Origin of the sequence: Alteromonas sp. KUL17 (assembly GCF_006538305.1) — a bacterium.
GTDB lineage: Bacteria > Pseudomonadota > Gammaproteobacteria > Enterobacterales > Alteromonadaceae > Alteromonas > Alteromonas macleodii.
Genome location: NZ_BJKJ01000025.1, coordinates 1 through 25,954 on the forward strand (window position 1 = coordinate 1; position 25,954 = coordinate 25,954).

The 25,954-nt window shown below is 41.9% G+C and carries 15 protein-coding genes; 8 read left to right on the plus strand and 7 right to left on the minus strand.

Annotated elements, in window-relative coordinates:
- The first annotated feature begins 319 nt into the window (after nt 1–319).
- The 3 genes from KUL49_RS17180 to KUL49_RS17190 all read left to right on the plus strand — a co-directional run bounded on the left by KUL49_RS17180 (nt 320) and on the right by KUL49_RS17190 (nt 5,203).
- On the plus strand, nt 320–1,789 hold the full coding sequence (locus tag KUL49_RS17180) for a winged helix-turn-helix domain-containing protein (protein WP_131138068.1): 1,470 nt from the start codon (nt 320–322) through the stop codon (nt 1,787–1,789).
- 335 nt (nt 1,790–2,124) lie between these two features.
- Nucleotides 2,125–3,039 carry a hypothetical protein gene (locus tag KUL49_RS17185; protein WP_131138069.1) on the plus strand — a complete coding sequence of 305 codons (915 nt, stop codon included), beginning with the start codon at nt 2,125–2,127 and terminating at the stop codon, nt 3,037–3,039.
- 412 nt (nt 3,040–3,451) lie between these two features.
- Nucleotides 3,452–5,203, plus strand: a complete 1,752-nt coding sequence (locus KUL49_RS17190; RefSeq protein ID WP_242633873.1) for a right-handed parallel beta-helix repeat-containing protein — start codon at nt 3,452–3,454, stop codon at nt 5,201–5,203.
- A 44-nt stretch (nt 5,204–5,247) separates the two neighbouring features.
- Here KUL49_RS17190 and KUL49_RS17195 read toward each other — a convergent pair whose 3' ends face one another.
- The gene (locus tag KUL49_RS17195) at nt 5,248–5,763 is read right to left on the minus strand and encodes a hypothetical protein (protein ID WP_131138070.1); all 516 of its coding nucleotides are present in this window, start codon (nt 5,761–5,763) and stop codon (nt 5,248–5,250) included.
- Nucleotides 5,764–5,775: 12 nt separating this feature from the next.
- Nucleotides 5,776–8,775 carry a BNR-4 repeat-containing protein gene (locus tag KUL49_RS17200; protein WP_131138071.1) on the minus strand — a complete coding sequence of 1,000 codons (3,000 nt, stop codon included), beginning with the start codon at nt 8,773–8,775 and terminating at the stop codon, nt 5,776–5,778.
- Between the two features lie 170 nt (nt 8,776–8,945).
- Between KUL49_RS17200 and KUL49_RS17205 the strand changes: the two genes are divergently transcribed.
- Together KUL49_RS17205 and KUL49_RS17210 are read left to right on the plus strand one after the other, a co-directional pair.
- Complete coding sequence (locus KUL49_RS17205; protein WP_242633874.1) at nt 8,946–10,709, plus strand: hypothetical protein; 1,764 nt, start codon at nt 8,946–8,948, stop codon at nt 10,707–10,709.
- Between the two features lie 12 nt (nt 10,710–10,721).
- A complete protein-coding gene (locus KUL49_RS17210) occupies nt 10,722–12,182 on the plus strand; it encodes a sulfatase (RefSeq protein ID WP_242633875.1) in 1,461 nt (486 codons plus the stop codon).
- A gap of 47 nt (nt 12,183–12,229) precedes the next feature.
- On the opposite strand, the gene KUL49_RS17215 is transcribed toward KUL49_RS17210, so the two are convergent.
- Nucleotides 12,230–13,120 (minus strand): hypothetical protein, encoded by an 891-nt coding sequence (locus tag KUL49_RS17215; protein ID WP_131138072.1) that lies wholly within the window; start codon nt 13,118–13,120, stop codon nt 12,230–12,232.
- A gap of 168 nt (nt 13,121–13,288) precedes the next feature.
- Between KUL49_RS17215 and KUL49_RS17220 the strand changes: the two genes are divergently transcribed.
- Complete coding sequence (locus KUL49_RS17220) at nt 13,289–15,091, plus strand: glycoside hydrolase 43 family protein (RefSeq protein WP_131138073.1); 1,803 nt, start codon at nt 13,289–13,291, stop codon at nt 15,089–15,091.
- A gap of 103 nt (nt 15,092–15,194) precedes the next feature.
- Here the strand turns inward: KUL49_RS17220 and KUL49_RS17225 are convergent, their stop codons facing one another.
- The 4 genes from KUL49_RS17225 to KUL49_RS21305 all read right to left on the minus strand — a co-directional run bounded on the left by KUL49_RS17225 (nt 15,195) and on the right by KUL49_RS21305 (nt 22,728).
- Entirely contained in the window at nt 15,195–16,205 is a 1,011-nt protein-coding gene (locus KUL49_RS17225; protein WP_131138074.1) for a YhdH/YhfP family quinone oxidoreductase, read from the minus strand.
- A gap of 97 nt (nt 16,206–16,302) precedes the next feature.
- A complete protein-coding gene (locus KUL49_RS17230; protein WP_131138075.1) occupies nt 16,303–16,989 on the minus strand; it encodes a DUF1080 domain-containing protein in 687 nt (228 codons plus the stop codon).
- A gap of 29 nt (nt 16,990–17,018) precedes the next feature.
- Complete coding sequence (locus KUL49_RS17235; protein WP_242633876.1) at nt 17,019–18,230, minus strand: hypothetical protein; 1,212 nt, start codon at nt 18,228–18,230, stop codon at nt 17,019–17,021.
- Nucleotides 18,220–22,728 carry a family 78 glycoside hydrolase catalytic domain gene (locus tag KUL49_RS21305; RefSeq protein WP_308805574.1) on the minus strand — a complete coding sequence of 1,503 codons (4,509 nt, stop codon included), beginning with the start codon at nt 22,726–22,728 and terminating at the stop codon, nt 18,220–18,222. Before KUL49_RS21305 ends, KUL49_RS17235 begins: the two co-directional genes overlap by 11 nt.
- A 394-nt stretch (nt 22,729–23,122) precedes the next feature.
- Between KUL49_RS21305 and KUL49_RS17250 the strand changes: the two genes are divergently transcribed.
- Together KUL49_RS17250 and KUL49_RS17255 are read left to right on the plus strand one after the other, a co-directional pair.
- Nucleotides 23,123–24,481, plus strand: coding sequence for a BNR repeat-containing protein (locus KUL49_RS17250; RefSeq protein WP_131138076.1), 1,359 nt, complete (start codon nt 23,123–23,125; stop codon nt 24,479–24,481).
- 53 nt (nt 24,482–24,534) lie between these two features.
- Nucleotides 24,535–25,941, plus strand: a complete 1,407-nt coding sequence (locus KUL49_RS17255) for a sulfatase-like hydrolase/transferase (RefSeq protein WP_131138077.1) — start codon at nt 24,535–24,537, stop codon at nt 25,939–25,941.
- Nucleotides 25,942–25,954: the final 13 nt, after the last annotated feature.

Below are 25,954 nucleotides of genomic sequence, written 5' to 3' on the forward strand. Positions count from 1 at the left end.
TCGCCCTGAATAGTCTGGTCCTATTTAATAGGGCCCATTAAATTAAATTTTACGGATAGGCTCAAAGCTCTGGATTCATTGGTCTGTGATGAATTGAAACGCGGTTGTTTCCGCGGAAACAAATCGCGCTGCAATAGAAAGAAGTAGAGAAATTACGGATTGTGAAGAGATACTTTTCATAGTTAATGAAACATTGGTGAACTATTAATAACTATCTTACTCCGTTGTTTGATTAACCAATGATAGACATAGGAAAAGTTCTCGGATAACCTTTGGATCGAATCAGAACCAAGAATAAAATCTTTAGGAAATATGTAAAGTGCGTGAGCTATTCGATTTAGCTGAAAAATATGGATTTAAAGCTCCCCTGGTTTCAGTGCCAGACGACTTCGATTTCAAAGTTTTTGTGAGGCTTTGCAGTTCTTTGAACATATCTCCAACAACTAGTACTGTGGCATCTGACATATTCATTGCCCTTCAAGAAATAGAAGAACTAACCGCTAGCTTAGATTTCATATCAGCAAGAATAAACCGCAAACTTTCTAATGTGCGCCATCATTTAGTGCAGTTAGAAAAAGAAGGGCTTATCTCTAGTGAGTTTATAACTACTGATCCCATTAAGAAACGTAGAGGAAAGCTATATAAGCTAGCAATACCGAAGGGACATCTCATAGCGGCTGTTGAGTCTCAAAAAGAAAACATATCCTCAGATAGCTTTCAATCCGTATCGTCGAGTACTGTTGAAACCATAAACATAGAGCGCTACGACGATAAAACGAGATTTATGGAGCTTCAAATTGTTCGTTACTTGGTTAAGGCAATGCGAACCAATCGAAAAGATAAATCAAGTACGATTAGCATTAAGTTACGTGAAGAGGGGAGAGCTAAACCTGTTCTCATCACTGCTAGAGCAGAGGAAGGGAGGCTTATATACCTTCCCGACATGAGCTACTACGCTAGTGCAATTACATGGCTGATAAATCATATATCTGAACGACTGAATGAATCAGAAGCTATTGGAGAGACCTTCACTTTACCTCTAGAACCCCTTATAACTATGGCCAAAGACATCCCTGTTTCAGAAGCTTCTGCTGGTGGTTACATCAATAATGCTATTCAATCGCTACAAAGACTCTCAGCAACGACTTTTGACATGAGAGATTTTTACGATAGTAATAAGGATTTTATTGTTGATATCGAATTGTACTACAAGTTGTTTCGCTTGGAAGCCATAGTAACTTATGAGGATTCAAAAAAAGTAGAAAAAAAAGCTGCCGTAATTCAATTTCCACGCTCTACAGTTAAAAGTATCGTAGCTGCGGTTAAGGAAAGACGAACATTAAATGATATGTTACTTATTGATAGTGACGTCTTTGCAACTAAAAATGAGATAGAAATACTCTTTGGACTGTGGGCTCGAGAGCATTTGCTCAGTGGCCGTCAAGCACAGCAACTTTATGCATGGAATGAACTAAGGGAATCGGTGGCTCCATCGTCAAGCCTTAATGAATTCAAACGAAAATTTTCTAACATGGTATTAGCTAATTCAGATCCCTCTTACAGAGCCAAAATACATGAGGCTGTAGAAAAAAGGATCGTAAAACAGGTCGGAACTTGTCACCTATCAGAACAGCGAAAAGGGGAACTTATTGTTGAATACGGAAGAGCTACAGTACAAGGCTATTTAATTAACATTGGCTATTCCCCGGACCAGGGCATTCCAGTGATCGCATTCAGGCGTGATATGTCCGCACTCCATATTCTGGGAAAACTAGAAGATCGTAGATGATACAATAGAATACTACCTTTTGGATCGAATCTTTAATCTAACAAAATCAATCACTAACCCTCGGATCGAATCTTTAGAAAGATCACAAATAGATCGCGATCCACCTTGATCTCTCATACCATTCATATAAAGATTACACATATCGAGAAAATAAAGAAAAAAAATGATATTATCTTTAAAAGCTCAGTGAAGAGCACTTTGAAATATGGATAGATAAGAAGCGCTAAAAACAAAACCCGTGAAGTGTTGGCGCACTGCACGGGTCTTTAGATGTAACTTTTTCGAAGCAGTTACACATCTAATTCTAGCGGTTTACCAGATCAGGTCAACCTCTAATGCGTTTTTTATCAGCAAATCTGCGAATATTGTTGGTAAAAAAGATGAATCCTAATAACAGTTATGACGACGTAGTTTTTATGTCGCCAGGGCAATTTGAGTATTTGTCAGACACAGAATCATTTGTGTTTGCACATATTGCTTTTTTTGCATCCCAAATGCGGCCGTACAAACGTCAATTCAAACAGACAACACAAGCAATCTGTAATAAGGTCGGCTATTCGCCAAATGCTGTCCGGGAAGCTATCTCATCTTTGATTAAAAAAGGTTTTCTAAAGAAAAGCCAACCATTAGAAGAAGAGCAAGACACCTCCCATCCGTACTACGATAAAATATCTCACCGCCTCCATGTAGGCGAACATAACTACGCAGTATCGTTTGCTCGGGAGCTGGAAAAGACGCTTATTACCTCAAAGAACAAGAGTAAAAATAACCAAGAGCGTAGTATGACCTTCTTTAAAGTGCATGTAGGGCAGTTGAAACGTAATATATCTCTATTATCAGGCAACAGTTCTAAACATGTTCACAAAGCTCTTATCATGCATGGATACCTCCAAAATCAGCACAAATGGAATGTTGAAAAAAATCGAAAGAGTTTACAACGTACAGTGCCTGCACTGTCTCGTTTTCTTAAATGGTCTCAAAACACTGTTAGGCGTGTAATCAACACCTTAAAGCACTGGGGCATAGTAGACTATAGTTACACTAAAGGGTTTGTGAAATTCTTAACTGTAAGACAATTCAACACTTCAGCTAAATGTGTAAAGTCACTTATAACGAAATTATGTAACATTGTTCGCAGGGACGAACGTACGGAGAGTATTCAGGTATCAGTACCGCTTGACCGCTCACCAAAATCTCCTCACGAAGCAGCAAAATACCTACAAAAGCTTAAGAGTATAGGTAAGATCTAATTAACTTTTTGCACAATAAAGAAAACTCGACTTTTCGAGGGCTTTTCTGTGCGTAACTTTCAATAGTTTTATCCCTCAGTCCTCTTTTTACTAAAAAACTACCGATCTATCCCGCATGTTCCTCTTACAAAGTCAAACATGTGCCCGAATGCCAAAATTTAACGCACTTGTGAGAATATGCAACGCCATTCATGAGTAGTAAGTAATACATTCATGCGTAGATATTGACATTGAAGAGCAAAAGTATACTTACGAGGTCGTATAGCCACATTGATGCACACATTAGAAGTAATATAGATGTATTAAAAGATGTATATATGGCTTCGCCCATACACATACTAATCTCTAATTAGTTCTTTCAACTTAATATACAGGTGACATTTTGACTCGTTATGCTTGTTATTGATTGTTTGTGAATATATTGTTAAAGCCTAACTTTTTAGACAAAGAGAAAGCTTCAAAAATGAGAACGACAAAAACTACATTTAAACAATTACCACTACATCATCCATTAAAGTACATTTGCTTATCATTGATGTTTACATCAGTTCACAATTCAATTATCGCAGCACCAGAGTTATCTATTGAAGATAAGCTTCTATCAAATGACACATATCTCCCTGACTACTCTTATGCAGGTTATCATTTTGGTGAAAGAGAAATTACTTATAGTGAGACAACGACTTATGTTGACGTTCAAGACTTTGGCGCTGTTCCCAATGATAATAAGGATGATACTAGGGCTATATTGAACGCATTCGAACACGCACATAGTATTAATGGACATGTAACAGTTACCCTACCTAAAGGGAGATTTATCGTAAAAGACATTCTAAAAATTAGCCGGGGAAACATCACGGTGAGCGGTAAAGGAATGGGTGAACAGGGCACCCAACTTTACTTTCCAATGCCTCTTTCAATTATTGACAAAACACCTCATCTAGACGAACTAAGAAATTATCTAAGGCTACATAATAAGAAACAACGTGATGCAGAGATTTATATAGATGATTACTTCTCCGAGTACTCTTGGTCTGGAGGAGTGATATGGATTCAAAAGGAAGGAACTCGACCAGTACCTTATCTAGAAGAATTGGATGAACAGCTTCCAATGTTAGCGACGGTTACCAAAGGTAAGAGAGGAACGAAAACTTTAGAAGTTAGCAACACATCACAAATTTCGGTTGGCGACATTCTGAGAATAGACTGGCACAACAAAAACGGTAAACAAGCCGGTATCATAAAATCAATTTATGGAGACACCGACCTAATGATCGGTTCGCATCATTATGATTTTCCAGACCGACCACTAGTAATGCAACCCACCCAAGTTAAATCTATTCGTGGAAATACGGTTGAGATACGTGACCCTCTTTTACACGACATAAATGAGAACATTCCCGCTCACTTATCATCATGGGAACACCTAGAAGAAGTTGGTATTGAAGGGCTCTCTATACAATTTCCTTCGGGCGAAACCTACGGTCATCACGTTGAACAGGGTTTCAACGGTATCTATTTAACCAGTGTGTTCAACAGCTGGATACGAGATGTAAGCTTTGACAATGCAGATAGCGCCATACTGACCGAAAACAGCGGAAACGTGACTATTTCCAATATACACAGCTATGGAACACGTTTTGGTCATTATGGAGTTCACCTTGGCAGCGTGCACAATTTTTTAGTTGAGGATGCCAAAATATCAAATCCGACTGTTCATACCTTTAGCATGAACACTAAATCGACAAAGAGTGTATTTTTGCGGGGAGAAGCTTTCACTCAGCCTACGCTAGATCAGCATGCTGGTGCTAATCATCAAAACCTTTACGACAACATGACGATTCATATAGAAACAAAACGTGATGAAAAAGGTCCTTACTATGATTTATGGTTTGGCGGTGGAGCAGGGTACTGGCAGCCGGGACATGGCCGTTATAATACTACGTGGAACGCAAAAATATTTGTTGAAAGTGGTGCTGATAGTAACGAAACCGTAAGAATTTTAGGCCAAACAGAAGGGCCTGATGCAAGAGTTGTTGGTATATACGGAAATAGAAAGTTTTCTATCGAACATTATCCTGTGCCGCATATTTCTGACATTAATAACAAGGTGGCGATTCCTTCTCTTTACGATTACCAGAAACAAAAACGACTCGCTAAGTAAGAAGGAGAATATGGCCCAAGGCTTCAGTCCTTGGGCCATTCCACTTAGCTTATCCGCTTTCTGAACAATATAATCCCTGCAATACAAAATATTGCTAGGGTTGATGGGGCAGGTACCGATGTTGCTTCTATGTCGTCTCCTTCAATATTTTGCGCAAACAAGTCAACCAACGTAAGTTCAGGCGATGACACGCCGCCTTCTAAAGCAACAAAGCTAAATGTTCCCAGTTTAAATGATGTTCCTAAAACGCTCTCCCAGTCAGCTAATAAACCTAGCTGAAATATTAATTCATCGCCAATAGTATAGGCATCGTCAAAATAAGAGTTGTCAAACACGCTGTTTGTGACGGAAAGTACATCAAACTCGAATAAGCTAGAATCGAAACTCCATACAACCTCAAGGAAGTCTATTGAAGGATTGGCTTCGTTTATGAATACCTCTATTTCAACGATGTCTCCATTTAGGTAGGACTGCGAATCATTTGAAAAAGTTATAAGCGATGCTTTTGAAGAAAAGGACATCACTAAACCAAAGATAAGAATTAAATTAGCTATCTTCATTTTCATTTCCTACTAGTTTGAACCGCAACGTGAATAAGTACAGCGATGAACAAGACCTCGCGTATCTCTGTTATTTACAACGCCATCGTCGTTAAAGTCATAACGGATATTCATCTCCTCTCCATTGCGCAATGCAGCTGTAAAGAGTCGAATATCTTTATTATCCACAACGGAGTCCTTGTTCAGGTCACCAAGTAATTCAATTGTGACAAACATGCTTGCTTCGGTTTGATTATTGTTCGAATCAGTGGCTACGACTTTTGCCAAATGCGTACCTACTGGTAAGTCGAGCAATTCATCCGAGTAATTTTCACCTCCCCACTCGAAAGGAGGTTCGTAAATTTCTCTAACTAATTGCTCATTAAGGTAAAGTGCTAAACTGACAATCGTAATATCGTCATTTGCTGTAGAGGCATCTGCCGTTATTGCAAGGTTTTGATATTCAGTAAGCAGTGAGACATCGCTTTCATTTATAGTAATGGAGGGTCCAGGTAAGCTTAGAACAATAAGTGTCATATCGCTTTCACCCTCTAGCCCCGTGCTATCCTTCGCAACAGCAGTAAACGTATGAGTACCGACGCCTAGAGGTGAGGGGTTTGGCTCATGACGGTCTAACCACCCCATGGCACCAAACTCATAAGGAGCGAAAGAATGCCCAAAGTTCCAAACTGGGCGAGTATCTACTCTTACTAATTCACCGTTTCTGTAAAGAGTAACCGACTGTATATCACGGCCTTCTACAGGTGATTCAGCGTCAATAGTAATCGCTAGTTTTTCATAGCCTTCATAGACTGTCACAGTTGAATTAGGCCACGTAACGGCTGGCGGTTGCGGCTCGCCCTTCACTACTAGCTGCATCGACGCTGTAGACTCCTCGCCTTCGCTATCAATAGCAACAGCTGTAAATTCATAAGTACCCGCGGTCAGCGGTGAAGGATTCGTTGAATGGGTATCAAGCCATCCCATAGCACCCGTTTCATGAGGTTTAGACGCATGACCAAATAGATAGGGAAGAGATGTATCTGTTCTAACCAGCTCGCCATTTATATAAAGAGAAACTGATTCGATAGAACGCCCTTCAACCGCACTTTCTGCACTAATGTTTAGGCTGAGCTTTTCAAATCCTTCATCTACTTCCAAACTCTCTTGCGGGAATGAAACAATGGGCGCGTTTGAGTTAACGTTAAGTACCATTGTTGCAATAGCACTATCGCCTTCGCTGTCCACCGCGACTGCTTTGAAAATATGAGTTCCTGCTGGGAGAGGGGAGGGGTTTGGCTCATGGGTGTCTAACCACCCCATAGCGCCCGTTTCGTGCGGCTTAGAGCCATGACCGAATAAATAGGGCATCGAATCATCTGTTCGCACTAATTCATCGTTGATGTAAAGGCTGACAGATTGAATAAATCTTCCTTCCACTGGACTTTCAGCAGAAATATTAAGGCTCAATTTCTCAAAACCTTGTTCTACGGTTAACGAAGGAGAAGGGAAGGAAACAAGCGGTGCATTAGCGTCAGATTCTAAATCTAAATCGATAATTTGGAGATAAAGCGGCATTGCGTTACCTGAAGTACGCTCCATAAGGTAGTAGTAGACTTTGCCATCTTTTATATAAAGTGTACCGTGATCGAAAACTGGACCATCGGTAGCTTTATACACTCTGACAAAATTATTGGTGCCGCCTTGGGCTTTCTCAACATAGGGGCGGCCACCCTCTAAACCTACAATATAAACATTGTCACCTGATGTATAAATCTCACTTGCGCCGGTGAAATCAGTACTAATTATAAATTCATCAGCGCCAGCAGGTTTATATGAATGAATATAAACTTCTTCGTAATCAGGTCTATTACGGTCTGTAGAACGTACTTTGCTGATTATATGAATGTCGCCTTTCTCTGTAACAGTCCAGTCAAAACTTCCCACAATGTAAACCGAGTTGGCTTCGGTGTGGCTTATATAGTCACCTGGTTCAAATACTTTAATCTCATCTGAATTGATGAGCGGCCACGTCATTGGTTCACCTTTGTGGTTCTTCCAATCACCGAAGCCATCAGGATGGTCTGAATATGCGTAAAAGACACCGTTTTGGTATTTATACTTGTCTGTATTATCACTACTACGCTGTTGGAAACCTACGCGAAGTTTTCCATTTATGTACTTCATATTACCGTAAAGTCCCCAGTTGTATGGGTTCCCCTTGGATTTTTGGTTGTTTTCATTGAATGGAGTGAATGTAGACCATTTCTCAGCTTCAGCATCGTAGCGGTTGAATACATAGGCACCGTTATTATTGCCGCCCAAGCGCATGTAAAGGAGTAATGTGCCGTCTACTGTGGTAAAGAATTTAGGATAGGTAAGTCGAGCAAAGTTGCCTTTATCTCCAAGGTCTCCGGTCATGGTGAGGTGCTTGTAATCATCATCCCCTTGACTGACCTCACTAGTATCTTTTACAAACTTATCTAGCGTAAATTCGGAGTGGGGAAGCTCAGCTGCTCCAGGTACACTGTAAGAATATCGAAAGAAATCGTCTTTAAATTTGCCACCGTGATTATTGTCATCGTAAGCATGCATGTCGAACACCATATGAATGGTGCCGTTAATCGGGCTGACGGCTAACCCGATAGTGTTGTGTGATTCACCGACTAAAGGGTCGCCTCTGAACCCGGTGTGCCTGTGTGGAAACTCAATCGTTGATAATTCGCCACTAAGTGTATTGTAACGTGAGAGCATTACGTTTCTTTCATTTTTTCCGCCCTTGTACCAGGTCATAAACACATAGTGTTTATAGGTTTTTACCGCATCACCATGTGCTGAGATATTTGGGCCGAAAAAATAGTCGTATTTCTCCCCTGTATCCGGGGAACCCACGTTTGAAAAATCGAGGTTTCTACCGTCAAAGTGCAGTCCTTCATCGGTAATTTTGATTTGTTGTTCAAGTGTCACTTCCGCATTTAACGAAAACGCACCCAGTAAAGTGGTTGAAACTAACAATGTTTTTAGGCATTTCATAATTTTATTAGCTCAAGTTTGTTATTAAAAGATGTGTGTTTTAATGCCAAATGTTAATGCTGCAACATTTTAATAACATTCAGCTTCACGCACACCATATTACATTGCGTTTACAAAAGCATTACTTTATGATCATTATTAGTCAAAAGTAGTCATTAAGGCGGAAGATCGTGGGTCATAAAGAAGATAAGAAAAAAGGTTTCTTAGTACAAAAACATATTACGCGAGACAGTGGGCAAAAGAATAAGAATTGGGTAGGCGCAACACTTCTCACCCTAATGTCCATTAGTGCATGTAGTGAACAACATGTTCCAAAACCTGCAGTTGAGCAAGCCAAGACAACCCAAGAAGATAAGCAATTATTCACCGTGCAAGATGCCCTCGGTAATCTTACTTTTGCTAAGGATCAATATCTAAAGATGGCGAGCCATATTGAAGCTGAACGTCATTTATATTATCGACCGGCCTGCGTTGAAGATACGTCAATGATTTGTGTTCCACGCTCATATGAGCACGGGGGCATTTTTATGGACAAATATGAAAAGTGGACTAACGGCTTTTTCCCCGGCGTAATGTGGAAACTACTGTCTAACAAAGACTACGTGGAATGGGGCGAAAGTGAGGAAGAGCAACTTCTAAACTTTGCCACGCACTATCAGAAGGCGTTAGACGGTGATGCAACGCTTGATTCAACGCATGATTTAGGTTTTATGCTTTATGATTCATATGGCGAAGCCCTAAATTACGATGGCTTGAGTGATGGGCTTAGAGCTAAGTACGTTTCAATATTGGCCAAAGGTAGAGAAACACTTTCCAGCCGATTTAATGCAGAAAAAGGTGTTATAAAATCTTGGGATTTCGTCCCCCATATGAAGGTATCCGTATCAAGAAACGGTAACGACGTCGTAGAGTTACACCAAATTGCAGATCCATGGACATTCCCAGTCATCATCGACAACATGATGAACCTAGAATACCTGCTAGATAGCGATTCATCGCATTACAAAGACATTGCAATAACGCATGCTAAAACAACGCTCAAGAATCATTATTTCTATGAAGAAAATGATCCTGAACAGCGATATCCCATTGCATACCATGTTTTTGATTATGGCAAACGGAAACCAGGAAATTGGCAGGGTTTAGGTAACATTTCAGCTTGGGCTAGAGGGCAGGGATGGTCGTTATATGGCTATGTAACGATTGTTGACTATATGTCTAATTTAAACCTGAGTGACGTGGAACGCGGGGCTTTCGAAAAGCATTTAAGTAACGTGCTAAATAGCATTGAGCATTTGCTAGAAGAAGACTTTGTTCCTTTTTGGGACTTTTGGGCGGACAGAGACAACGCTTATAAATATGCCGAAAACACGTCTTTAGAAACGTCTGTGTATTCGGGAATTTTAGAGCTCTGTGCGAACAGAATAGAGCCTCACATTCTGCCGTATAAAGGTTATCGTCCTCAAATATTAGACGCTTCAATGCTAACTGATGAATCGCTAAACGAGCTCAAAAACCAGAAAAACTGGTATGGTTCTGACATTCTGCAGGGAGATAAGCTTGTTCCTTGCGGACGGGAACCTTACCCTGAAACGCATACTAAAATTCCTAAAGACACCTCAGCCGCCGCTATTTACGCTTCTGCACTTTATCGTTACGCAACTATAACGAAAGACGATAAGCAAAGACAAAAATATGGAGCTCTCGCTGACAAAATCATGGCGGAACTGACTTCTAACTATAGAACTGATAGAGACAAAAATGGGCGGGATATGAGCTTCGAACTTGGATTTGTGCTCGATGAAGCTACGGGAGACATGGGGAACGCTGGTGAAATTGATACGCCTATAATCTATGGCGACTTTTACTTTGTCGAAGCCAACATTAGAAAGGTCGACTTTGAGCGTTCTCGCGGCGTAAAACTGCATTATTAAGGAATTAGGGAAATGTTACGAACAAAAGCTTTCTTACTAGGAAGTATATGTGTTTTCGCTGCAGCTAATGCCTTTGGTGGAAACACGCCAAAAGATTTGAATAATCATCCAAACATTCTTATGTTAGCTGTCGATGATTTAAACAGCTGGGTAGGAGCGATGAATGGCCATCCTAGTACCAAAACGCCGAACATTGACAGACTAGCTTTAGAGGCCATCACGTTCACAAATGCCCATGCTCCAGCACCACTTTGTGGCCCATCAAGAGCAAGCATTATGACCGGACTTCTTCCTTCAACAACGGGAATATATGGGCATGTGCAGGACAACGACATTCGTTCTGCAAACAGAAAAGCTGCGCAGTCAACGTTTCTCAGTGAGTACTTTAAACAACACGGATATTATACTGCAGCTGTAGGCAAAATATTCCATCAAAGCGTTGCTGACGGAAGTTTCGATGTATTTGGTGGAAGAGAGCATTTGTTTGGGCCATATTCCCCCGAACCAATAAAGTGGGATAGGAAAGGAACCAGCACTGACTGGGGCGCCTACCCTGAAAAAGATGAAATGATGCCAGATTATAACTCGGCTCAGTGGTTAGTCGAGCAGTTACAACGTAAACATGACAAACCTTTTTTTATCGCTGGTGGGTTCCTTCGTCCACACGTGCCTTGGACCGTGCCTCAAAAGTGGTTTGATATGCATCCGCTCGAAGGTATCGAACTCCCTCCTTATTTTCCCAGCGACTTAGATGATGTGCCTGACATTGCAAAACGCATTTCCACCTATGACATGATGCCAACGACTGATTGGGCAATAGAATCTGGAGAATGGAAGAATATTGTACAAGCATATTTGGCTAGTATTTCGTTTGTAGACCATTACATTGGGCAAGTGATTGACGCGCTGGAGTCTAGCGAATATGCAGACAATACGATTGTCGTACTATGGGGGGACCATGGCTATGATGTTGGAGAGAAGAACCGTTTCGCTAAAATGGCGCTGTGGGAAACGTCTACAAAAACTACGCTTATCATCAAGTCTCCGAGCTCTTCTTCAGCCCTGACAAGTAACCGCCCAGTAAGTTTAGTCGATCTGTATCCTACACTGGTAAAAATGGCTGGTTTGCCAGAAAACCCGCTCAATGAGGGGAACGATATTACCCCCTTGATCTCCAACCCGAATGCCGATTGGGAGCATGTTGCTTTAACCACGTTTGGTCCTAACAACCACGCGGTAAAGAGTGAGCGTTTTCGATACATTCGTTACGAAGACGGTAGTGAAGAGTTATATGATCACTCAACAGACCCTAACGAGTGGAATAACTTAGCTAGTAATCCTTTCTATTCTGATGTCAAAAATGAGCTCAAATCTAAGCTACCTAAAGAAAACGCGAAGTGGTCGCCCGTGTCTCAATTTAAGAGTAATACGTATTTTAAGGCATTGACAGAAAAAGCGGTGGCTGGAGAATGAGAAATAGCACGCGCTAGCTATGCGAGCGGGTGCTAATCCAATCTAATCTAATATGAGTTTGGTTTAAGCGTCAGTTTGATATCTTCGGGCGTGGCATGCTTATCTCCGCCGTTATTCGCGCCCGTTATCCACCAATAAATCATACCGGCATCAGAGCTATCAAACTTGCCTGCTTGAAAGGGAACAATACCGTCCTGTTCAGCATATTCGAGCATTTCGTAGATAAGCGAGATACCGTCATCTTTACTATCTTTGGCCCAATCCCAAGCATTAATCGGCGTTTGCAAGCCTATATTCTGATCGCCTATTTGGTGCTCTTCAACACCGAAATCCAGTATTTGTTGCCATGTAAAATAGTCTCCGCTGTTATCATTGGCGGGGTGATGAGAAACTACTTTTACGTATTGTCGTTTGCTAACTTCTGATTCTTGCAAGGCGTAGCCAATAACATCAGGCTCGCCCGCTTCAATAATCCACAATGGGCTATCTGCGGTAGCATTGTTGATTGCTAGTGTTAAGTCCTTAATTGCAGCTTGTTGTTCCGCTCTACAATTAAACAATTTTTCAACGTTTCTAAATGGGCCAAATACATTGAGCGCGCGGTTGATAGAGCTGTCGAGCACCTGCTGACGTCTACTCTCGCTCGCTGGATCAATTTGATATCGAGCCTTGTTTCGAAAGGGGTCTAAATCACAAGAGTGAGAAATATGAACAAGCCTGTCCGCAGCGTCGGCCTTATCAAGTAATGCCAGTAAAACCGGAGTTGCGCCTATGTCATCAGGATCAGGTGAGTTACCATCTATTACCACTGCAAGTGTGCCGCTAGGTAAATTGACATGGTTCAAAGGAGATGGCTTGAGTTGTCCATTGTTTATAGATGCTGAACTACAAGCAGTAAGTGTAAAACCGGCGACTATAATATTTATTAAAGACTTCACGGGGGCCCCTACGTCTGTCTTCTCTACACCTAATTCAGGTATGTATCAGAAGAGTAATTGTGATTGCAAATGATTGGTAATTGTCAATGGTAATCAAAATGTGTCATTATGTAAATATTGTTAACGATCGCACCAATATTACTTATTGAAAAGAGTAGTAGAAATTCTATGGACACATTAAAGAACATGAACTTTAAAAAATTAGGTATTTCATCGGTTCTACTTACGGTGATTTCTGGCTGTCAGGTTGATGCTTCGAACACGCTTTCTGTACAAGAAGATACCAATAAACAGGCGACTACAGGAAGCTTTGGTGATCAAGGCGACGGCACTTACATTAATCCCATTTTAAATGCCGACTACCCAGACTCAGACATCGAGCAAGTGGGTGATTCCTATTACATGATTACGTCAAAACAACACATGTCCCCCGGTATGCCAATACTTAAATCAAAAGACATGGTGAACTGGGAAAACGTTGGCCATGCTTTTTCGAGTTTATCTTGGGCTCCCGAGTATAACTGGGATCGAATGAACGGCTATTCTTTTGGAGTATGGGCTGGTGACTTGGCGTATCACGAGGGTAAGTGGTACGTGTATCAAATTGATTATCAACACGGATTAATGGTTACAACAGCCGACAATATTGAAGGCCCGTGGAGTGAGCCAATCATAATGCTTCCCAAAGCTGATGTATTAGACGATCCAGCCGTATATTGGGATGAGGAAACACACGAAGCCTACATCATAGTTAACTCAGGCACTAAACAAAAAAGCGCAGATAACACCATCGAAGGTAATGAAAATCGAATTTACCGCATGAGCTGGGATGGCACTAAAATACTTGACGAGGGCAAACTGGTATATACCGGCATGGGTGCTGAAGCTGCCAAAATTTATAAGAAAGATGGGTATTGGTACATCTTTATGGCGCAGTGGACGATGGGAGATAAATCTACAAAGCCTGGCGTTAAAAACCCAAAGAATGATCGAAAGCAATTGGTTTTGCGGTCTAAAGAAAGTATCTATGGACCGTATGAGGTAAAAACAGTATTGGAGAAAGGCTCAGAATTTGGTAACCGTAGTGCAAGCCAAGGTGGTTTAATGCAGGCCCCAGACGGCAGCTGGTGGTATATGCATCAGCTTATTCAAAATGACGATATTCCTTTCCAGGGGCGTCCACAATGTCTGGAGCCTGTTACTTGGATAAACGACTGGCCAATTATTGGTGTAGATGAAGACAATGATGGGATAGGTGAGCCTGTTAAACGTTTTGAAAAGCCGATAAAAGGTTATCCTATTGCGGCGCCGCGTTCAGATGACGATTTTTCTGCTGGCGATTTAGGCCCACAGTGGGAGTGGAACCATAATCCAAGAGACAGTCACTGGTCGTTAACAGAGCGAGATGGCTGGTTACGGCTTAAAGCGAGTAAAATATTGCCGCAAGGCCCTGAATACGGGCCAAAGATTAACGAGTGGACTAATAATGACGGTTCTGACGGAGACTTCTGGCGCGCTAGTAACACTCTTAGCCAACGTATTATGGGCATCACAACGGGCACAGCTGTAGCGAAGTTCGATATCAGTGGTATTGCTCCAAACCAATTAGCTGGATTCGTCAGGTATGGTGGAACCTTTAACTTATTAGGCGTAGAAGGCCTAGAAGATGGATCTACTCGTTTGTTCTACATGGACGGAATGAGCCAAAAAGAAGTAGGCCCAATTATTGAAAGTGACACGCTATATGTCAGAACTTCTAATGCGAGAAACAAAGCAACGTACGAATATAGCTTAGATGGCAAAAGCTATCGGGCTTTCGGCCCAACTTTCACTATCAGCTTTGGAAAATGGACGGGTGACAGATTAGGCTTCTTTTCTTGGAATGAGAAAAAGGACGAGGGTTACATCGACGTTGACTGGTTCAAATACGACTACGATGGCCCTAAGGGTACTCAACAGATGATGTTTTAGCCTAAACCTTTTGGCGATAAAGAAAGGCTGTAGCGTAGTGCTACGGCCTTTTTTAAGTTTTGAAATGAAGAAAATTATACCTTTTAAGCCGTGATTATCAGATTCACGCGTCGACTAGATTGACTAAATAACGACCAGTCACTTTACCATTGAAGAATCTATCTAGATATTCTGGCGTATTATGTAGTGATATTTCTTGATAGTAGCTTTCTAGGTTAGGTAGTTTCATGTCTGTCGCGACTCGTTTCCAAATATGTCGCTTATCTTCAAGCGGAATATAAACAGAGTCGACACCCAACAAAGATACGCCTCGTGTAATAAAAGGAATAACGTTCATTGCTATGTCAGGTGAAGCAGCGAGTCCGACAGAAGTGACTCCGCCACCAGGTTTAACTTGCTTAAGCAATCCTGTTAAGTAATCTCCACCTAGCGTATCTATAGCATGAGCCCACTTAGGCTTGCCGGCAATAGCGTCCTTTACTTCTAAAATAACTTCTCTGTGCAAAACTTCGCTAGCACCCAGTGACTTTAGCTTCTCAGATTGTTCAGGCTTTCCTGAAAAGGCTATTACGTCATAGCCGAGATGAGAGAGTAGCGCAATACTGATACTGCCAACGCCGCCAGTAGCGCCAGTCACACCCACCGGGCCGTCACTGGGCTTCGCTCCCATTTTCTCTAATTTTTGTATGCAAAGCGCAGCAGTTAATCCTCCAGTCCCATAAATCATCGCTTCTTTCAGAGACAATGAACTGGGGCGCTTAACTGCCCAATCGGCTGGTATTGATATTTTTTGACCAAGCCCACCAGGAGTGTTCATACCTAAGTCATAACCAAACACAAGGACTTCGTCACCAGCACTAAAGGTACCTGACTTATCGCTAACCACTATTCCTGCTGCATCGATTCCGGGCGTATGAGGAAAGTTTTGAGTAATTCGTTTATTGCCACTTGCTGACATAGCGTCTTTATAATTTAAAGACGAGTAATGCACGTCTATCAACAAGTCATTATCTGGAAGTTGACTCACTTCTCGCTCAACTACTTTTTTACTAAAGCTATTATCACTATGCTCTTCAACAAACAGCGCTTTAAACGTGGTTGGATTGTTACTCATAACTTTTCTCCATAAATACCATTGTATTTTAGGCCTACGACGTTAAAGCGACTATTTAAGAAAACAGAGCACTCAAGCTTCTGCATCTTCTTGCTATCTATAAAGACGTAATCGCGACATTCCTAAAGCGCACTATGTTACTTTTGTCCCGATCTTCTCTATATGCTTTGCTGCCGTGATGTTGAAATGCGATTACCCCTTTGCTGTCTTTCACATCTTTGACATGGGTAGTCAGTAGGCCATTAATAAAGATTTTGATATCAGAACCTTTGCACACTATTTTTACCTTGTTCCACGTTAAGTGACTATAAGCTTCACCTTGCTCTTTAGTCCATTCACCTAAGTAGTTGATAACAAAGTCTTCATCGGGGTGAGAACGGGTGGGGTGTATTGGGTAAAGCCATTTTCGGCGGCCCTGATCGAAAAGTCCGCCTGTCCATTTTCTGTCACTGGGGTCAATCTCTACTTGATAGCCGATAATTTGCGTACCTTTATCGGTTTCGATAACTTGACCTCGAAAAATTATTCCTGAATTACTGTACTCTAACGTATCTGGCATCATTACTTCTGCTTCAAGTACAAAGTCTTCATAAATTTTTCTAGTTGAAAAGAACCAGTTTTTCTCAGCTATGAGCTGCAGTTCTCCATCAACAAAATGTGCTTCGCCGTCATTATAAACATTTTTGAAGTTAGACAGTTTTTCGTCTAGTAAATACTCAGTAGAAGTGCACCCATTTAACATCAAAAGCGCAGCGAATAGACTAACAAACGTGGGGTATCTCATGGTTAACTCTCCAGTCAGTGCGCACTAAATTACTCTTGAAATACAAGTCCGCGCCATCTTCCTCTAGCGTAAGCTGTGCCGCCATTCTCAGGAATTTTTCCATTCGTTACTGCCTTTGCTTGAACGGTAATGATGTCACCCGGTTTTAATGTAAGTGAGCCCAAGTCAAAATAGTTTTCTTGGTAATCGGTGGTAGTTTCTTTATTTGTGAAGCTGCCAATTTCTTTGTCATTCAGTAGTACGTTGTAAGATGACTCACCATCTATTTCGCCAAGCGTCACTAATATTACGTTCTTAAAAGTTTTTTGAGCGCTAGCCTTTTTCCCCCACATTTTTTCAGGGACCTTTAGTTGAGATGTCGCCCAAACATTTCGATACTGAATCTCTCTAGCATCGATGCCTAACGCACTATTTCTGCGGTCATGATAAAAGGGAACATCACCGATAGACTCAAAGGTTTGGTGAGCTTCTAAAATAAGGCTGTATTCCTGTACTTCTAAGAACGTCTTTTTTAAAGAAAGGGGAGGCGGAGTGTATCTAGTTTCACTTGGTCCTGCGCCTTGCGGCTTGTAATCAGGGTCTTGAGTCAGAATGATTTTGTCTAGCTCGAAGCCATCTTCACGCATAGATAGGGTGATATTGTGTACGCCACTTTCCGGTATATCTAACCAAATAGTGTTTGGTGTCCCACAATGGTTGTCTTTGCGCCTTTGATTAGACGACCACGTCCACTTGTTTTTACCTTCACAAAGTTGCAGCCTTTGGCCACTTGAAGGCCATGTATTGTTTAACCCGATGTGCAAACCATTGTCTTCACTACCTGAGCTGTAAGCTCTTGTCCAAACGAAGTATTTACCTGGAGCATCAAAATATACAGGGTAGGTTAGGACCGCTAACTTACCAGGAGCGGCAGAAAAATTAACACCATGCTCTAAGGGCTCGTAGTGGTTTGTTCTTGTGTCTGGCAGTAACTCAATGTACGCATCATTGCTGGCGTCCTCTAAATGCATTTTATCGCTATCTGCTAAACCATGGGCGTTATTGCTCTGATTATTGAAAATAATCCAGCGGCGCGTGTCCGCTTTATGTTGTGTAGAGTAGTGTTCAGCTTCTATCACCGCAGTTCCGTTTTCAGTAGTGATGATAGAATCTTCAATACTCGCAAAGGTATGAGTTGCTGCGATTAATAAAAAAAGTGAGCAGGTAATCGTAGTTACCCTATTTGTATCGTTAATCATCATAGCGCTTCCTTAGCCCCTTATCCTCGAGGATTACGCGAAATTGATATCGACCAGTCGGTAGAGATGTCCACTGGTCAAGTACTTCCCCATTAGATTTTTCAGCCTGTTCAACTTTGTATTGTGCCGGTGGAATAAACTCTGCGGTGGTATTGAAAGGAATCGTGACAAATACATCGAACCCACTGCTTGCCATATTCCAACTTACATCAATAGTCCCACTTGGTGTCGGTATGGAACCCTCAGCATAGCCGAGTTGCGAAGTAAGTTGGGGGGAGATAACCGCTCTCTTGAAGCCCGGTAGCGAAGGCTTGACGCCTAAAATACCTTCGTAAAACCACCTTGAAATCGTCCCGTAGGCGTAATGATTTAACGAATTCATGCCTTGTGGGTTAAATCCTTCCTCTATTGAGTATGAGTTCCAGCGTTCCCACGTGGTGGTAGCGCCATTATTAATAGAGTAGAACCAAGAAGGATAAGTTTCTTTGAATAACAATGCATAAACCAAGTCCGTACGTCCGGCGTCTTGCAGGACCTCTGCAAGTAGTGGTGTACCGAGGAAGCCCGTTCTTAAGTGTGTGTCCGACGCTTCAAGTAAAGAAACGAGTTTAGTTTGGGCAATCTTTACATCGCTTTCAGGTAAAAGTTTGAATGCAAGTGCAAGTAGATAAGCGGTCTGTGTTTCCTTTCCTTTTACTACGTTTAAATTTGAGTCAAAGAATTCACTTCTGAAAGACTTCGCTAGCTCTTTGTGTTTACTCGCTAAGCGTTTAGCATCTTCATTGAAGCCAAGCTCTAATGCCGTTTTTTTGGTTAGCTCTACCGAACGAGCAAAAAATGCTGTTGAAATAAGAGAAAAGTCAGTGTCTCCTCGGTTTGCCCCTTTTCCTTCTTTTTCAGGGTGGGGTTGTAGCCAATCTCCGAACGTCATCATGCTTGATATGTTGTCTTTAGCTTGGCTCTCGTGGTAATTAATCCAGGCTTTCATTGATGGGTAGCTGTCATCCAGAATCTTTTTATCACCTGTCATCATGTAGAGCTCCCACGGGAGAATAGTCGCAGCGTCGCCCCAACCCGATGACGTCCAATTTATCCATTTTACAAAGGGGACGTAGAGCGGAACGAAGCCGTCTTCTGTTTGTTCTTCTCGCAAACTTTTAAGATAGGCAGACCAGAATCCATATACATCCGCCATATACATTGATGGAGCTATAAAAGCGTTGGCATCACCTGTCCAGCCTAGCCTTTCGTCGCGCTGAGGGCAGTCCAATGGGATATCGAAAAAGTTGCCTCTTAACCCCCAATTAATATTTTCAAATAGTTTGTTCAGTTTTGGGTTGGCACTAGAGAAATTGTTGTATAGCGCTATGTCAGAATGTTGTACGTTCGCTACTATCCAATCTTTTACAGGAACTTTGCTTTCGTCAAAACCAGATACTTCTATGTAACGAAATCCATGGAAGGTGAAAGTAGGCGTATATTTGGCTACGCCGTTTTTTGACGGCAAGTAGTAATCCGTTGAATGCGCAGAACGATAATTCTCTGTGTAAAAGCTTCCTTTATGTAGTGCCTCAGCAAAGCGTAATTTAACTTCTTTGCCTTCTTTAACGGGAATATTGATAGTGGGAACGCCCACCATATTTTGGCCAAAGTCAAAAATGACGGTGTCTTTATTAACTTGCTCGAATGATGTTGGTGTTAGCTGCTTTATATTACGTACGGGCAAGTGACGTTTTGGACGTAAGAGTGTGTCAGACGTTACTAATTCGGTGAAAACTATGCTCCATTCAGAATCATCAAAACCTGGTTTAGCCCAACCGTCCATTTCAAACCGCTGGTCGTATCGTTCTCCATCGTAATTACTGGCAAAACGAATGGGCCCCGATTGGGTTGCTTCCCAAGAGTCATCCGATATCACCAGTTGCGTAGTATTGTCTGAATAGGTGATTTCAAGTTGGGCTAGGAATCTCGGGGGCCTTGAATGATCAGCTTCTTTTAGATCTGCAATCCTACCGGAGTACCAACCGCCAGCGATGACGGCACCAAGTACATTGTCATTTTGATTAACTAAAGAGGTTACATCATAGGTAAGGGTTTCAATTCGTTTTTCATAGGGTGTCCAACCAGGTGGCAAAGCATCCTTAGCGGTGACGTCCTCACCATTCAAGAATACTTTAAAGACACCTTTCGCCGTTACATATAGCCTTGCTTTAATCACTTCCTTATCTAACGAAAACGGCTTTCTAAAATACTGCGGTGTGGCGAAAGTGCTTTGTGAAGGTGATTCAGTCGCTTGGGTTTCTTTCGCTCCTATCCATGAAGCTTTCCAGTCGCTATTCTTAAGCAGGCCTAACTCAAAGTGCGCTGCATCGCTCCATTGCGAAGCGATATTGTTTTCGTCCCAAAACCGAACTCTCCAAAATACTTTTTCTCTTGAGATGATTGGTTTACCTTCGTATTTTACCCATGACATGGCGGAAGACTGGACTTTGCCACTATCCCATTTGTCTGGTTTATTTATCAAGTCTTCAAATGTTGACGCTACTTGTATTTGATACGCAGATTGTTGAGTAGACTCTTTTCTATCTAACGGCGCCTTCCAAGAAAAACGTGGAGCAGATTCGTAATAGCCAAGAGGATTCTCAAACCCTTCCCCTACAGTTAATAATCTGGGTTTATCATTATTAGAAGAAGAATGCGATGAACAGGCTCCTATGAAAACAACCATTACTGCGGCCAGCCAAAAAATTCTTACAAAATTCATACTTAGTCCTTGAGCATCAGTTTTTTCAACAGTCAACGTTGTTGTAGCACTCTCGATATAACCTGGTCTATGTGCGACAGCTTCTATAAGACCAGGCTTAATAGGTTGCGCTTCTTTATATATTTGCCAATTTTGTGATGTTTTACCCCGTTTATATCTAAAAGCAATAAAAGCCCCAGGGGTTTCGCTAGCAATTACTGCCTTGCCATTTTCAATAACTATTTCGGGTGCTTCGGTTTTAGGCTGAGTGCTTGCATCGTCCCATAAGGTGGTAATGAGCTGTCTCTCTGTAATTAAAGGATCGTCACCAATATCCTTTAACCACTCGTTCAGAGCACTCTCCATCTCTTTACGTTTATTTTGATAGTTTTTGATATAGGCGAGGTTTGATAGCTCGTGAGGATCACTACAAACATTGAAAAGCTCATGAGCGTCCTTGGTTTTTCGAAACCATTGACTTTGTGCTTCGTTGAGTTTGCCCGCAGCGTTTAATGCAAGTAGCTCGCGCATACTCGGAATTTTCTCCCGGTATGCGACAGGAAGGTAATACGGGTCATTCGGACGATAATTGCGAATATATTTATAGCAGTGATCTCTAACGGTTCGAATTGTGTCAGTATAACCATCGAACCTATCCGCTGCAGCGTATATGTATTTTCTCTCACCTGAAGTCTTTAAAAAGCTTTCCCCTTGCATGTAATCAGGAATGGAAACGCCAGCCATAGCGAGTGTAGTTGGTGCGAAGTCCACAAAAGACACAAGACGCTCTTCTATCGTTCCTGCTTTGTGACCGTTGGGAAAGCGGATAATTAATGGTACTTTTAGCCCGCTGTCATAGATTAGGCGTTTTTGCCTCGGCATCGGACCGCCGTGATCAGAGTAGAAGACTATTATAGTGTTGTCTAACAAGCCGTCATTCTCTAACACATCTAAAATTGCACCGATTTGTTTATCAGTTTCGGCTAAATTATTGTAAACCTTCCATAGGTCTCTCTGCACAATTGGCGTATCGGGTAAATAAGGTGGGACTGGAAATTTGGTCTCTGGGTCTACATGAATAGGTGTAGAGTCTTTATCCGTCTTAACTCTATGATCGGTAGGCAGTGCCGAAATCTTGTCAGCATCATCAGAAAAGTAATGTCGTTGTTCCAACTTTCTTATGCCGTAAGGTTCAAATAGGCCTGACTCATGAGTTGTAGTGAAATTGAAAATAGAGAAAAAAGGCTGGTTACTCGGGCGGTTACGCCAGTGAGCGTAAATTCCATTTTCATCCCACGCTGTCTTCGGTGCTTTGAATTGATAGTCGTTTTTATAATTGTTAGTGGTGTAGTAACCGGCCTCCCGAAGCAACTGGCTTAACATTTTTGTGTTTTGAGGAGGAACTGCTTCATATTTTGGCAGACCTGTCTCTTCAGTATTTGACGAAGTTCTCATATTGTTAGCGCCGAACCCATTAGGGTAGAGCCCTGTCGCTAACGCAGCTCTACTTGGTGCGCAAACGCCTGACGTTGAGAAAACGTTATTATATACAACACCCTCGTCAGCTAATCGAGATAGGTTTGGCGTTTCAATACTGTCGTCACCGTACATAGGCAGTAGTGGGCTCATGTCCTCTATTACTAGCCACAAAATATTAGGCTGATTAGAGCTTTCGCTGGCTTCTACTGAACAGCTTAGCATGAGAGCCAGAGTTGCTAAGAACTTGAGTACGCCAGGTTTCATTTTGATAGTGACCACACTTCACCCCTTTCGCATCCGCCACTTTTTAAGAAGAATTCAGCTCAGTTTTTCTAAGCTCAATGTTAACATTGTTTTAATCATAAATGTAAATAATAAGTCAAATGCAATCTTTTGTAATAAATTTCTACTCTCTTCATTAAGGCAATCACTGTCGTTACCAAGACTATTCCTAAAGCGTTCCTTTTTCCAACTATTACAATATGTTGCTATATTTACGATAAAATTGCGTTACTTTTACGGATTTACAATGAATGCTGAATAGCTCTATTTGTTCAATTGAAGAGACTCTTGCATTATTTACTGTGTGAGTGAAAAAGATTGTAAATGACCGTTACTTTGTTTAAAGTTGCTACGAATATTAACGATGTATTAACGTTTCGAGGGTATATTAGTGAGCCGAATAAAAACATTGCTACTTCAGAGTGTTCTGGGTTGTGCGATAAGCATCAGTGGTGTAACCGCTGCACAGACTTTCGACAAAGCAGGCTGCTTCGAGGTTGAAGCGATTGATCGTGTTTGGTCAGGGCACCGCGTAGCGTTTGATTATATCGGTAAAGGCGACCAACAAATTGTGGCTTATTATGATGCTAGCAGACAAATGAGTGTTGCTTATAAACCCTATCCTACAGGAAACTGGATATATCAAAAGTTAGACAGCTATTTAGGATGGGATAGTCACAACAGTGTTGTTATTGGCCTCGACGAAGAAGGGTATATTCATATCGTTGGAAATCTACATGTGAACCCTATCGTCTATTTTAAAAGTGAAAAACCTTTTGACGTGCGAAGTTTGAAACGTGTTGACTTCATGGCTGACAAGGAAACAGAAAGTCGAATGACTTATCCAGAGTTTTTCAACGATGCCGAGGGGCAACTCTATTTTAAGTACAGAAACGGACGAAGTGGGAGCGGTAACGAAATTTACAACGCTTTCAATGCCAAAGACGGAACGTGGCAGAGGTTGCATGACTCTCCGTTAGTTGACGGAGAGGGAGAAAGAAATGGCTATTTTTGGGGGCCCGTTCTTGGTCCAGACGGTTACTTCCACCTTTCGTGGGTTTGGAGAGAAACACCTGTCGCAGCCTCTAATCACGATATTTCCTATGCTAAGAGTAAAGATCTTGTGAACTGGCAGAAATCAGACGGCACTGCAATCTCTCTACCTATGAAGTTAAGTAATAGCGAAGCGGCAGTTCCGCTTCCTCAATTTTCAGGCATTCTAAACGGTCACACACCTATTGGGTTCGACCATAAAGCTCGACCTTTAATTTCATATCAAGCCTATGATGACAAGGGAGATAGCCAACTCTTTATAGCTAGAAATGACAATGGGAATTGGAAAAGTTTTCAAATATCTAGTTGGAAAGACTCACGTCAAGAATTGAATATGACTGGTGCCCTTCCTACTACTCTTACAGTCAAGAAACCAGCGAAGCTTCTTGATAGCGGAGATGTAGAGGTATATGCAGACCTAGACGGTACATCTTACGCTTACATACTTGATGCTGATTCGTTAGAAGTTAAATCTGAGTCGACAGGTTCACAAATTCCACCGACATTGCTTGCCTATGATAAAACTAACGACATGCCTTTATATACAAAGGCTTTGAAACAGCTTTCACCAGAAAATAATCATCTTACTGCTGGAAAACGCTTCTACTTGGCATGGGAAGCCTTGCCGCCTAACCGTGATAAAGGAAGGGCGTTTATACCAGAACCAACAACATTAACTGCACATTGCCTAGAATAATATGCAGAAAAAAGAAACAAGCGGTTTAATCTTCAACTTAATTAGGAAATACCATGAACAAACTTAGGTTTAGTCTTATAAGCGTACTTGGTGCTTTATTCACATCTCTTTCTTCCAGTGTAGCTGCACAGGACAAACCCAATATCCTATTCATTCTTACAGATGATTTGGGCTTTAACCAAGTCGGAGCCTATGGCAATACGCCAATCAAAACTCCAAACCTAGATGATCTTGCTTCTAATGGTATCCGCTTCGACCAAGCGTATGCAGGTAACACAGTGTGTTCTCCATCGCGTGTCTCTTTATTTACAGGGCGAGATGGCCGTTTAATGACGAACAATTCAAACACTGTTCAGTTGACAGAAATGGATATAACCCTAGCGCACGTATTAAAACATGGCGGCTACGACACAGCATTATTTGGTAAATATTCTATTGGTTCACAAATGGGTGTCACAGACCCCCATGCCATGGGGTTCGATACTTGGTACGGGTTTTATTCAATCCTTGAGGGTCATCGTCAGTACCCTCATATCGTTTGGAAAGACGGTAAGAAAATTCGCGTCCCTGAAAACGAAGGCGGTAAAAAAGGCGCCTATGCTCAGGAGCTTTTCACGAAGGAAGCTATTGAATATATAAAGCAGCCACGAGAAAACCCATTCTTTATCATGCTTGCTTACTCGTCGCCACATGCTGAATTAGGTGTACCAGAGAAGTTCAGTGAGCAGTACAAATTCGCTGAAACGCCCTATACAGGAATGAAAGGTGGCAATCCAGCTGACAAGTACGCGTCCTACTATCCAGAACCTGTTGACAAGCCGAACGCGACACTGGCAGGTATGGTTTCAGCACTTGACCACTATATTGGTCAAATTGTTACACAGTTAGACGAAATGGGTGAACTTGATAATACGCTAATCTTCTTTACGTCAGACAATGGCCCGCATGATGAAGGCGGCGCAGATCCTGAATACTTAAAAGCCTCTGAGCCCTATCGTGGTATGAAACGAGATTTATACGACGGCGGTATCCACGTTCCAATGATTGTTCACTGGCCAGAGCGCATTAAAGCGGGTCGGACAGACGATACACCTTGGCTATTTGCAGATGTTATGCCCACTGTAGCAGAGATTGCGGGCGTAAATCTAAACATGGTTCCTAGAGTTAAAACCAACGGTAAATCAATTGTAGGGCTTCTAAAAACTGAGCCCAGCGAGATGGGCGAGCGTGTCCTTTACTGGGAGTTCTCGAAGCAGGTAGGTGATCCTAACTCAGGCGTAATTGGAGATACCTATCAAGCGGCTCGTAAAGGCGAGTGGAAAGCGGTCCGCTATGGCTATGACGCACCACTTGAACTGTTCAATATTGAAAAAGACCCTGCTGAGTTACGTGATCTTTCGAAGAAAAATCCAGATATTGCCAGCGAGTTTTTGGCGCTATTTGAAGAAAACAAAGATTAGTAGAAAGGTGACG